General features: G+C 38.5%; 11 protein-coding genes. 3 read left to right on the top strand and 8 right to left on the bottom strand.

What is annotated here, in order from left to right; translation table 11 throughout:
• Positions 1–345: aspartate/glutamate racemase family protein (locus C1642_RS13230; protein ID WP_228153882.1), on the top strand; the 345-nt coding region annotated here is incomplete at its 5' end.
• A gap of 67 nt (positions 346–412) precedes the next feature.
• Here C1642_RS13230 and tauD read toward each other — a convergent pair.
• From tauD to tauA, 4 genes are read right to left on the bottom strand one after another with little or no spacing between them, the layout of a single operon-like run.
• The gene (gene tauD, locus C1642_RS13225; RefSeq protein WP_016684865.1) at positions 413–1,294 is read right to left on the bottom strand and encodes a taurine dioxygenase; all 882 of its coding nucleotides are present in this window, start codon (positions 1,292–1,294) and stop codon (positions 413–415) included.
• Positions 1,295–1,302: 8 nt separating this feature from the next.
• A complete protein-coding gene (gene tauC / locus C1642_RS13220; RefSeq protein ID WP_001092656.1) occupies positions 1,303–2,172 on the bottom strand; it encodes a taurine ABC transporter permease TauC in 870 nt (289 codons plus the stop codon).
• Positions 2,169–2,963 (bottom strand): taurine ABC transporter ATP-binding protein, encoded by a 795-nt coding sequence (locus tag C1642_RS13215; protein ID WP_000114479.1) that lies wholly within the window; start codon positions 2,961–2,963, stop codon positions 2,169–2,171. The genes tauC and C1642_RS13215 overlap by 4 nt, the downstream gene beginning before the upstream one ends.
• Positions 2,964–2,972: 9 nt before the next feature.
• Positions 2,973–4,013 carry a taurine ABC transporter substrate-binding protein gene (gene tauA / locus C1642_RS13210; RefSeq protein ID WP_000651495.1) on the bottom strand — a complete coding sequence of 347 codons (1,041 nt, stop codon included), beginning with the start codon at positions 4,011–4,013 and terminating at the stop codon, positions 2,973–2,975.
• A gap of 439 nt (positions 4,014–4,452) precedes the next feature.
• Between tauA and C1642_RS13205 the strand changes: the two genes are divergently transcribed.
• A complete protein-coding gene (locus C1642_RS13205; RefSeq protein ID WP_103236423.1) occupies positions 4,453–5,637 on the top strand; it encodes a hypothetical protein in 1,185 nt (394 codons plus the stop codon).
• A 61-nt stretch (positions 5,638–5,698) separates the two neighbouring features.
• Here the strand turns inward: C1642_RS13205 and C1642_RS13200 are convergent, their stop codons facing one another.
• The 4 genes from C1642_RS13200 to C1642_RS13185 form a co-directional block, all read right to left on the bottom strand.
• Complete coding sequence (locus C1642_RS13200; RefSeq protein WP_038346933.1) at positions 5,699–7,165, bottom strand: MFS transporter; 1,467 nt, start codon at positions 7,163–7,165, stop codon at positions 5,699–5,701.
• A 194-nt stretch (positions 7,166–7,359) separates the two neighbouring features.
• Positions 7,360–8,751 (bottom strand): LLM class flavin-dependent oxidoreductase, encoded by a 1,392-nt coding sequence (locus C1642_RS13195; RefSeq protein WP_103236422.1) that lies wholly within the window; start codon positions 8,749–8,751, stop codon positions 7,360–7,362.
• Between the two features lie 178 nt (positions 8,752–8,929).
• The gene (locus C1642_RS13190) at positions 8,930–10,225 is read right to left on the bottom strand and encodes an acyl-CoA dehydrogenase family protein (protein WP_103236421.1); all 1,296 of its coding nucleotides are present in this window, start codon (positions 10,223–10,225) and stop codon (positions 8,930–8,932) included.
• Positions 10,226–10,343: 118 nt separating this feature from the next.
• On the bottom strand, positions 10,344–11,162 hold the full coding sequence (locus C1642_RS13185) for a hypothetical protein (protein WP_000471033.1): 819 nt from the start codon (positions 11,160–11,162) through the stop codon (positions 10,344–10,346).
• Between the two features lie 653 nt (positions 11,163–11,815).
• Between C1642_RS13185 and C1642_RS19400 the strand changes: the two genes are divergently transcribed.
• The coding region (locus C1642_RS19400) for a cytochrome ubiquinol oxidase subunit I (protein ID WP_228153881.1) at positions 11,816–12,136 on the top strand (321 nt) is incomplete at its 3' end.

The following is a 12,136-nucleotide window of genomic DNA, read 5'->3' as shown; positions in this document are numbered from 1 at the left end:
TATGGGGCTACACCATTTTGCAAAAATATTCGAGCTTGTGACATTGCAGTTGAAGAGTTAGAGCTTCCTGACTCAGATGCTTATCGGACCATACGAGATGAGTGCAAAAAAGCACTCGCAGAAGATAAAAGCGATGCAATTGTTTTAGGCTGTGCAGGTATGAGTGATTTATGCCTAAAACTACAAAACGAATTGGGAGTGATTGTTATTGACGGCGTTGCAGCAGCAGTTAAACAAGCTGAAATGTTAGTTCAGTTAAATTTAAAAACCAGCAAAGTTGGTGATTGGGCCTCACCTCCTGTAAAGAACTACACAGGCATATTGTCAGGTTTTGGAGTACGCTAAAGATTTACTGTTTCAATTCCAGCTCAAAACTCAGAGTTGGAATTGAAACAAAGAATAATTAAAGGAATTAAGCCTCTGCTAACTCTGGCTGTTGTTCTTCTTTATAAAATGGCACATCACCGTTAATAGTTGCACGGTGCATGATGCGATGAGCATCGCCATAATCAAATAATGCTTTATGTTGTGTGCAACGGTTATCCCAAATCGCGACGTCACCGTCTTGCCATTTCCAGCGTAAATGAAATTGCTCTTGGGTCGCATGTTCAAACAAGAAATTAAGTAATTGCTCACTTTCTTGTTCGGGTAACTCATTAATGTGTGTGGTAAAACCCTCACTTACGAACAACAAAGGCTCACCTGTAACCGGATGAGTACGCACCACTGGATGAACCACTGGTGGGTTACGCTTAAAGGTTTGCAAAAGCTTTTCACGTTCTTCTTCGTTATGGGCAAAACGCTCAAGCGGAAAAGACTTACGAATATCATGCGTTGCAGTTAAGCCACGCAATTTTTGCTGCAACTCAAGCGGAAGCCCTTTAAAAGCTGCTGTATTACTCGACCACAACGTGTCACCGCCTACAGGTGGAATTTTAATGGCTTGCAACACACAACCTAAAGGTGGAGTTTTACTAAAAGTCACGTCTGTGTGCCAAAGTTCATTGTCACGCAAATCTTGCTTCCAACTGTCGAGCACCATCACTTCTGGTACATCTTCAATTGAAGGATAAATCGGGTGCACATGTAAGGTGCCAAAACTACGTGCCAAGTCTGCTTGTGCTTGCGGAGCTAATTGTTGCTTTCGAAAAAAAATGACCTGATGATCAAGCAAAGCCTGCTGGATTTGTTGCGTTGTCTGTTCATTTAACGCATTCAAATCAGTATCGTGAATAATTGCGCCAATGGTAGGCTTGATCACTTCTATATTTAAGTTTGCTACTACTGTATTCATCTTCTTTACTACAACTGCTGACCATACCAAGGAGAAAACTGTTTTTGTAACCAACGTAAAAACAGCTCAAAACTAACTGCGACAATCGCAATCACAATAATGCCCAGAATCACCGTATCGGTAATTAAGAACTGTGCTGCCGATTGCACCATAAAACCAATACCACGGTCCGCTGCAACCAACTCAGCTGCAACTAATGTTGACCAGCCCACCCCAAGACCAATACGAATACCGGTAATAATATGAGGCAAAGCCGTTGGTAAAATGACATGCCAAAAGACTTGTGACTGACTTGCCCCTAATGACAATGCCGCACGTTCACGATTTAGCTGATGGCTTAAAACACCATGTGCACTACTAATGATGACAGGCGCCAAAATCGAGAAGAAAATCAAAAGTACTTTTGTGGTTTCGCCAATACCGAACCAAATTACAAGTAACGGCAAATACGCTAACGGCGGAATTGGACGTAATAATTCAACTAAAGGATCTAGAACAGCGCGAACCCATTTGTTCAGGCCCATCCACAAACCCAGCGGAACACCAATCACCACGGCAGCAATCAAAGCCAAAAATACACGTGAGATACTGGCTGCCAAATGTTGCCACAAAGTAGCCTTCATAAAGCCTTCTTGGCTGACCGATATAAATTTTTGCCAGACTGCCTGCGGACTCGGTAAAAACAGTTCAGGTACAACATGCAAAGCAGTAATGAGGAACCAGAGTGCAACTACACTTCCCACACTGATTATGCTGACCGCCAAAGTGCGATGCTTTTCAAAAAATGACGATAGAAATGAAGCATTTTCTGTTTGCACATTTAACTCAGGTTTAAGCTCTGCTTTGTCATATTCATAGACGTTATCTTTAGTGTTCATGTAGGTAACGCCTCCTTACCGCTTTGTTTTTGTGCCCTTAAACTTTCAAATAGCTGTTCTCTGAGCTGAATAAATTGAGAATCCGATTTAATTGAGCGAATAGACTCGCCCTGACGGTACCGTTGGGCAAAATCGAGGTGTAGAGTTTCTACAATTTTGCCTGGATGCGCCGTCATCAGAACTAACTGATTGCTGAGCAATAACGCTTCTTCAATGTCATGAGTAATCAAAAAGAAGCTTTTATTTTGTTGAATCCATAAATCGAGCACTAACTGCTGCATGTTTTCACGAGTAAAAGCATCCAATGCAGCAAAAGGTTCATCTAATAAAATAAACGGCGCGTGGCTGATCAAAGCTCTGGCAATACCAACACGTTGTTTCATACCACCGGAAAGTTCCCAGATATTGGCTTTTTCAACGTGACTTAAACCCACAATTTTTAAAATTGCACTCACTTGTTTCTCAATCTCTGCACGCTTTAAACCTTTTAACTGCAAAGCGAAGCCAACATTATCTGCAACATTCAACCAAGGAAGTAAGGCGTGATCTTGAAATACAACAGCACGAGTTACATCTGGTCCAGTTACGACTTCATGATTTACAAGCACATCACCAGAACTCGGCTTTTGAAACCCTGCCAAGATATTAAGCAAAGTTGTTTTGCCACAACCCGACTCACCTAAAATCACGGTTAAAGAACTTTCTTCAATGGTTAGGTTAATGTCTTGTAAAACTGGCTTTTGCTGTTTAGGAAAAGTCAGATGAATATGTTTGGCTTCAAGTACACTCATGACAACTCCTTAAGGCTGCAAAAATGAAGAATTCACATTGCCTTTATAATCGGCTTTAAGTTGATCGACTTTGCCCTGACCTTTTAAGAATTTCGCTGTATCAAAAATATTTTGCGCAAATTCACCATCTAATGTTTGTTTTTGCTGAGCGTGGTCAAGGTAAATATTTCCACTTAATAAAAGCGGGATATCTTTTGCATCAGAACCTGTGAGCTGCGCAATTTTTTGCACGTTATCGGCATCTTTAACGTAAGCGGCTGGGTCTTGGTTATATTTTTCGAGTTGCTCAAGTGTGGTTTGGACAAAAGCTTTCAAAAAGTCAGGATTTTTCTCTGCAAAGTCTTTACGTACAACCCATAAGTCATAAGTTGGAGCACCCCATTCACCGACTTGTTTTGAGTCGGTTAAAACCGTACCAGATGCTTTGGCTTTACTTAAAGCAGGTTCCCACACATAGGCAGCATCAATATCACCACGTTCCCAAGCAGCTGAAATTTCAGGTGGACGCAAGTTAATAATTTTTACTTTGTCTTCTGGAATGTTCCAATGTTTAAGTGCAGACAAAAGGCTGTAATGGGTTGTCGAAACAAACGGTACAGCAATGGTTTTGCCAATTAAATCTTGAGGAGTTTTAATGCCTGATTTATTACTCACTACGAGTGCTTCAGATGCACCAAGTTTTGAAGTAATTAAGAATACCTCAATCGGTAAATTACGGCTTGCCGCAGCAGCAAGTGGGCTTGAACCAATATTACCAAGTACGACATCACCTGAAGCAAGTGCATTAACTACATCTGAACCCGCATCAAATTTTTTCCATTGAATAGTACGTTGACTATGTTTTTCATAGTCTCCATTGGCCTGCGCCACTTTGCTTGGGTCAACCCCAGTTTGATAAGCAATCACAACAGGTTTGTTGTCACGAACTGAAGCACTTGTATTATTGTCTTTTTTATTTTGCCATACGATAAATGCAACAATTGCGACTATAACAATTGCCGTGATAATCAACGGTTTGGTCTTCGTGCTCATAATTTCATGATCTTTCAATAATATAAGCTCATGGTATGCAGCTGGCCTTATAATGAAAAATAAAAAAATATGAGTTGCTTATCTGGTTTTTATAAATAACTTTTCTTCATAAGTTTTTATCTTTTGGTAAAAAGCAAATTTCAAGCAAACTTACAGATTAGTGGTAAAATTAAATTACTTATATATCAATAATTAAAAACGATATTCACAAAAGATAAGATGTGAAAAGGCTGACACACATCTTCTAAGTATTTTATCCTACTCATTTCATCATTTTTATTTTTGTCTTTATATCCAGAGTTTTGCATCTCATTAATTTTCATTCTTTTATATAAAGTACAGATTTTATTATCTTTTTATCTTGAATCTTCTGCAAATATTAAGATTTGGACAAATCTTTTTCTGGTTTATACATGAGGCAAATTTAATTTTTATTTTTAAGAGGAGAAAAATTCTTTTGTTTAAACATTCTCAAATTTTGACAAAAACATTAATTACAACATCTTTGCTTACATTCAGCCTCTCAAGTCATGCAGCCCTTACCTTTGGCAATGCTGAAGAAGGTCAACTTAAAGTAAGCGGTACTGTTCGAGCCAAATATGTTTATGATTTTGACTCTGATTCCACTACCAGTAAATTTTCTTTTAATGACGCAGTATTATGGTTAGATTACAACTCTCCAAAATGGATTGGTCGTTTAGATTATCGGGTTTATGAGTATTACGGGCATTTAGGAGATGCCAATTGGCTTACCGATGCGTGGTTAGGTTATAAAATTAATGACAACAGTAAAATTATTGCTGGCTTAAACCCAGTTCCTTTTGGCTTGGGCCGCTTTTGGGGAAATACTTATTATTTAGGCATTGCCAATAGTGCTGGTTGGGAAGATGTACACAACCTTGGGGTAAAATATGATTTCAATGATGGAATCAATGAAGCACAACTCGCCTTTTATCCTACAGATGGTGGCACCTATAAAGGTAAAAGCAAAGACTCGAGTCGTTTTAGTATCAACCCTGTCAATGCAGATGACTCTGTACCGCAAGGCACCAATACCAAAGAAAAGAACTCCATTGTTGTTCGCGGTGCTCATACCTTTAAAAATGTCTTAGGCCAAGAAAATTTATCTACTCAACTTGGCGCCTCCGCATGGTATTCCACCATTGAAAACAAACGTTCAGGGCAAGATGGGAATCGCCAAGTTTATTCGGTTTTTAGCAATACCAATTACAACCAATGGAATTTACAGCTTTTGGCTGGTTATCAAGACATTGATAATGCCGACACTCAATATAAAGATCATCTGACTTTGGGCGGTTTCGATTATTCATTTAACTCGGCAACCAAAGGTCAGATTTATTCAGCCGAACTGAGCTATTTATTTCCTCAGCAGTTTGGCCCAATTACCTCTGTTCGCCCATACTTGAACTATAGTTCTTATCGAAAAGAACAAGACGGGTTTAAAGACTCTACCCGTTTTATTCCCGGCATTGCCTTTAACTATCAAAAATTGACAGTACAAGCCGAGTTGCTGATGGGTAAACACGATCCATATCTAGGAGATAGCGAAGGTCTAGCGGCTGGTGGAACCAACGATAAATGGAACAAAAAAGCGTTTGTAATTTTTGCTTATTACTTCTAATTCCAAAAACAAAGGCCAACAGATGTTGGCCTTTGTTTTTATCTAGATATTTATTTTTACTCTAATCGATTACTGGTGAATTATTGAGAGGAAGTTCTGTTTTATCTTCATCAATCACATCGACATCTTGGGCGGTAGGCTCAAACTTAATCAGTAGCCCAATCACAATTAAAGGAATAAACGCAAAGATAGAAATAATCAGGTAAACATCGGTTTTGTAACCCGCCATCCAGATCGGTAAAACAAACAAGGCAATTGCTTGAGCAACACCCGTTACTGCACGGTTAAAGCCAACACCAACACCACGAATCGAAGCTGGATAAGCCATGGTTGGATAGACCATCATTTGTGCCCCTGGCCCAAAGCCTTCAGCAAAAAGCCACAAACCGAGCATTCCAATTGCGGTGTAGAGTAAAAAGCTATTACCGGGTTCACCAATTAATGCCAAAGCAATGAGGGCTATAAACTGGAGTAAAAAGCCTGTAAGCAACACATGACGAGATTTAAATCTGCTAGCAACAAATACACCTAACAGCCCGCCCGTAAATGCAAACAACAAATTGAGTCCGAGTGTTGTAGTAATGGTCGTCAAGACATCTGTATGAAAGAATCGCGTTAAAATAGAAGGTAAAAAGAAGGCAATGGTCGTGTACTGAAATGCCACCGAAATGTGAATCACAATGGCCACAATAGTTCTTGGCAAATAGGTTTTATTAAATAAAACCGCAAACCCCTCGCGCTTTTTCTTTTCAGCAGTTCTTTCTACTTTTTCAACTGTAGCGACTGCATTAATTGCATAGGATTCTTGTAGAACTCGAGCTGCCCCCTTTAAATCGCCTTGGTTTGCAAGCCAGATTGGTGATTCAGTTAAATATTTACCGCGAATAAAAATAATGAGTAACGCTGGCACTGCTCCAAAAATTAAAGAGGCTCGCCATAGCCAATTGCTATGCTCAGGGGGTAAAAGAAAATAAAGCGCCAGAACTAGGCCAAAACAGACCGAAGAAGCGGCATACCACATTGGGCACCATGCGGCTAAACGCGCTGCCTTGTTGCTACTACCGTTAAATTTGGAAAACTCAGATAAGTATGACATTGCGACAGGCAAATCAATACCAACACTAATTCCCATAATGAATCTGGCTAAAATCAAAACCCATACATTCGGTGCAAAACCAGCGACAATTGCCGCAATGACAAACAGCACCATGTCCGCCATAAAGACCCGATAACGGCCAATTTTATCTGTCAGCCAACCACCAATCAGGTTACCCACAATGGTTCCGCAGACAATTGCTGAAGCCACCACACCAGTCATCACAGGGCTTAAGGAAAATTCTGAGATAACTTGCTCAATACCAAAGGACAGCGTTGTTAAATCATAGGCATCAATAAATACCCCAATCAATGCCAACCAAATAACTTTATTCGACTTACCCTTCCCTGCAAATTTGGAAATTAATTGTGAAACATCATCGGGAGATTTAATTTCATAACGATGGTTATGATCGAGTTCTTGTGTGCTCACTTAATAATTCCTGTATTTTAATCACAGAAACAAAATAATGATTATTCACACCATACAAAAACAAATTAATCTGATGTTTTAATCTAAATTATAGAATTATCTTTTCGTTATTAACTCAGCAGTAAAATCGATATAAAAAGAAAAAATAAAAGCTGGTATTTAACCAGCTATTTATTTAAAGGCTTCCTAAAATATTAACTCGCCTCAGCAAGTTTTAATTCTTTTAGATTACGATATTTTGCACCGCGGTGATTTTCAGGCAAATATGGCCCAGCACCAAATAATTTTTCTCTTAATGTTCCTTGTGCATAAGAGGTTTGATATACCCCACGTTTTTGCAACTCTGGCACAATAAACTCAACTACATCGGCAAAGGTTTGATGCGCCAAAATATAGGCAAGGTTAAAGCCATCAATATCGGTATCTTCAACCCATTGCTGTAGAGCATCCGAAACGGTTTCTGCTGAACCTACAAGTACAGGTCCATTACCACCTAAACTGTTCCAATTTGCAATTTCTTCAATGGTCCAAACACGTTCTGGGTCTGCATTTACATAAGAATCTAATAAAGATTGAATGGCGTTGGTTTGAATATATTCAACTTTGTCCGTTGGTTGATATTGTGAAAAATCAACACCCGACCAGCCTGACAGTAATGTTAACGCCCCATCATAGCTTCCATAGCTTTGATATTCTTTAAACTTAGCCTGTGCTTTTGCATCGGTTTCATCAGTGACAATCGACAAAAGCGCATAAATTTTAACAGAGTACGGATCGCGGCCTTCCTGAGCCAATTTTTGGCGAATGCCTTGTACCACTTTTTTAGTGGCAATTTTAGACGGCGCTGCTATGAATACGCACTCGGCATTTTGACTAGCAAACTTCTGCCCGCGTGAAGATGCGCCTGCTTGGTAGAGTACTGGCGTTCGCTGCGGTGATGGCTCACAAATATGGATGCCCGGTATAGTAAAGTATTTACCTTCGTGTTGAATTGGATGCACTTTTTTATGGTCAGCAAAGATACCACTTTCACGATCACGAAGTACCGAACCTTCTTCCCAAGACCCTTCCCAAAGTTTGTAAAGGACTTCTAAATATTCATCAGCAATATCATAACGATTGTCATGATTGACCTGAGTTTTTAGGCCCAAGTTTTTCGAACCACTTTCCAAATAAGACGTCACGATATTCCAACCAACTCGCCCTTTGGTTAAATGGTCTAGCGTGCTAATACGTCTAGCAAAAGGATAAGGATGTTCAAAGGAAATCGAAGTTGTGACACCAAAACCCAAGTGCTTTGTGACTGCTGCCATCGCTGGCACAATCTGTAGCGGATCATTGACTGGAACTTGTACTGCACCTGTTAAGGCATGTTCAGCACTTTGATGATAAACGTCATAAATACCAAGCACATCTGCAATAAAAATACCGTCAAAAAAACCACGCTCAAGAATTTGTGCTAAATCTGTCCAATATTCTAAATCTTTATATTCAACAGATCGATCTTGAGGATGCCGCCATAATCCAGGAGATTGGTGGGCAATACAATTCATTTCAAAAGCATTAAAACTAATTTTCTTAGTCATAAAATATTCGCCAGCATTTTATTTAATTTTTATACTAAAGCAATTTTTAGGTTTTCTTTATAATATAAATCCCAAACAAAATATGATTTTATTCTAATAGGTTTTTATAATTTATTTCTAAAAAACATAAATAATATTAAGCCGCTAAAAATAGCAGCTTAATATCTAAAAATATAATTTATTGTTTAGCAACGTTCCCTATTCGCCATTGATACGGAGGTAATGTGCCGTTTACACTAAAATCACCGATAATTCGATTTTTAAATACTCTCGGGTTATGTGAAGATAAAGTTCGTACATTACGCCAGTATCGATCTAGGCCTAAATCTTTGTCTGTTGCGGAAGCACCTAAAGCGTCAAATAAAATCGTAGATGCATTTAAAATTAGATCGGTAATGACCGTTTGAGACTGCGCACTTTCAAGCTCGGCAAGCGCATTTTGCTCTTCTTCAAGCTGCTCATTATTTTGAAATGCAGCCAAGTAAGCACGTTGTAAGCTTTGTGCAACTTTTTCAACAATCGCTCCTGCACTGTAAGCTGCACCACGAATTTGTCCCACTACTTGTAAAATTTGCGGATCCTGTTTTACAAATTGGGCATTTGCATGCGTGTAGTTTCGGGTACGTTTTGCGACAGCTTGAGAAACATCATAGGTTGCAGCACGTCCTAGACCTGTAATGATTGCCAGTTGAACCAGTTGATAGTAAGCCGCTGAATATTTAAAACGATCATCATCAGGTAAAATTTCAGTTTCATCGACCAATACATCATGGAAATATGCTGTACCGCTTGCGGTGAGTTGCTGACCAAAGCCATTCCAGTCATCAACAATTTCGACACCTTCATCTTCACGGCGAACAACGACCGAGCCAGATTCACCCTTTAAATCTGTTACACCAACATCTACCCAGTCTGCATACAGACTGCCTGTGGTGTAATATTTTTTGCCTTTAACGCGAATTTTTCCTTCACTATCTCGATACAAATGAGTTTCGAACTGATCAATTGACTCTTTCCCGCCTTCAGACCATGCACTACCTACTGTTTCCCCATTGGCAATTCGGCTAAGCCAACGCTGTTGAAACGCTTTGTCTTTACTTACTAAGACATCTTCAGTGAAACCAATATGCACTCGCAAAGCTTGCGGTAAGTTTGAATCAGCTTCTGCAAGTTCAATGAGCAATGCAAATAGTTCAGGAATAGTTGCATCAAAACCACCATGAGCTTTAGGAAGTCGTAACCGTGTAAAACCAATATCTTTGAGCCACTGAAGTTGCTCATACGGCAAAATATGCTGCTGCTCACGGATTAAAGCCCCTTCTTTAATACGGGCAAAAGTCGGTCTGAAGTTACTTGCCAATTCATCATACCGTTCAGAAGGTCCTTCACCCCATACCCGCGAAATGATTGAAGCCTGACTCAGTGCAGCGTGAGTTAATGAACCGAGATGATGCTCAAAATTTAAATTTGTCATGTAAGTAAAACCAATATTGCTTTGCTTTTACCATAAAATATTTATTTCACATGAAAACGATTATTTTTTTATAACAGTATTCAATCTTGATATAACACCAATCAAAAGCATGGCATTGCTAAGCAATTTGTTTTTTGTGAAGACTATGCTGACTTTGCAATAAGGTTTGCATATATTCTGAATAGACAGAAAGTTTTTCGAAAATATGCTCTGAGTAAAACATGTCATCAATTAAGTGTGTCATTTGATTGACAGTAAAGGTATCGCATAGGCCGACCAGTGCTGCATTCATTTGAGCAAACAGAGCGCATAATTGAACATACACTTCATCTTTATTTTTAAATAATAATTTACGCATATCCAACTGATCCAAGTCTTTTAGACCCTCATCTTTTACGACTTTTACCCAATGAATTTTTATTTTTAAGAACTGTTCAAGTTGCTTTAACGCTTCTAAATCAAGCTCTAAATGGGTAATTAAAAAAACTGTAGAGATATCACTTCGACATAATGCTTTAATTAAATTTAAATAAATAAATTCAGCTTCTCCCATCTCTATTAATTCTAAATCTAGATATATTTTTAGGCTTTCTAAAACTTCGTCTACCTTAAATACGACCTTCTTGTCAGCTTGATAGTATTTATTAAGGATAGTTAGCACAGGTGGAGTCGCCGGTGTTGTATAAATGGCTGCTTTGTTTAAGTTCGCAAAAATAAATGGCGAGAATAGATAAGCCAAACTGCTTTGCTGTGGCTCAATGTGAGACTGAATTAAATACACGGTTTGAGTTTTAGAAAAATCCCTGAGTACTTTCGCTCTAAGTAAGGTTGCTTCAAGGTTCACATACGTCTGTTCCAACTGATCTATTACCAAGGTGGAAATAGACTGATTTTTAATAATTTTATGAATAATGTTCAGTTGAGAAGTGATAAACATTTTTTAACATCCAAGCTATTTTAGAAGCGCTACACTTACACTTAGGTCTTTAAGAAACACGCAACAACCAGACCCTACACAAAACAACAACGGAATAGAAAAGAAGAACACTATCATGTACTTAAATAAAATCTAAAACAGCGTTCACATTATGTCTTGAAAGTTGATTTAGGTTGGCGGTAAATCCTGTTCATTTTTATTTTGAACTTTAGAGGACTGGATATATAGCTACAGATGATTGAAAAAAAACTATAGCACGCCATCAAAACACGGTTTAACTGTTATAGTTTTATAAAAAATTTCTGTATCTACATATACAAATACAGTGAGTGCATGATTAAGAAAACTTCTTAAGGTAGGTAGTTTTCATGAAACGATCTATTGCATATCGCCAGATATTTCATCAATGTTTCAATGCAACATGTATTTTTACAAATGCAACATCAAGCCTAAACTTTGTTAACAGATTGAGAACAATCAATCGTTCTATTCTCTTGAAATATCAAGCAATTATGTTGCTTTACCCTGTTGGCACTTTACTTGCTAAGAACATTTATCACAGAAGTAAGCTTAATTGCCAAAGTACTTTTTTGCCTGAAATTAAGTATTTAAATCATTTAATCATCATCAGCTAGTTCACAGGGGGAAAGTTTATGAGCCTCGGTCTAACCGCTTTAGAATTAGCACGAATACAATTTGCTTTTACAGTATCCTTCCATATTATTTTTCCGGCCACCTCTATTGGGCTTGCCTGTTTTTTGGCAGTTTTAGAATGGAAATGGTTAAGAACGCAAAACCCTATCTATAAAGATCTATTTAAATACTGGATTAAGATCTTTGCCGTTGCGTTTGGTATGGGAGTTGTTTCCGGTGTCGTGATGAGTTACCAGTTTGGTACCAACTGGAGTGAGTTTTCACGAGTAGCAGGAAGCATTACTGGTCCTTTACTTACCTATGAAGTCTTGAGTGCCTTC

Source organism: Acinetobacter sp. AKBS16, assembly GCF_002899995.1.
GTDB classification, from domain to species: Bacteria; Pseudomonadota; Gammaproteobacteria; order Pseudomonadales; family Moraxellaceae; genus Acinetobacter; species Acinetobacter baumannii.
Note: the sequence above shows the minus strand (reverse complement) of the source record. Positions and strands in the feature narration are given on the sequence as shown.

What these genes read in the sequence shown, in the direction of transcription:
- C1642_RS13195 (WP_103236422.1), bottom strand. Translation starts at nt 8,751, where the DNA reads ATGACTAAGAAAATTAGTTTTAATGCTTTTGAAATGAATTGTATTGCC.
- tauC (WP_001092656.1), bottom strand. Translation starts at nt 2,172, where the DNA reads ATGAACACTAAAGATAACGTCTATGAATATGACAAAGCAGAGCTTAAA.
- C1642_RS13185 (WP_000471033.1), bottom strand. Translation starts at nt 11,162, where the DNA reads ATGTTTATCACTTCTCAACTGAACATTATTCATAAAATTATTAAAAAT.
- C1642_RS13215 (WP_000114479.1), bottom strand. Translation starts at nt 2,963, where the DNA reads ATGAGTGTACTTGAAGCCAAACATATTCATCTGACTTTTCCTAAACAG.
- tauD (WP_016684865.1), bottom strand. Translation starts at nt 1,294, where the DNA reads ATGAATACAGTAGTAGCAAACTTAAATATAGAAGTGATCAAGCCTACC.
- C1642_RS13190 (WP_103236421.1), bottom strand. Translation starts at nt 10,225, where the DNA reads ATGACAAATTTAAATTTTGAGCATCATCTCGGTTCATTAACTCACGCT.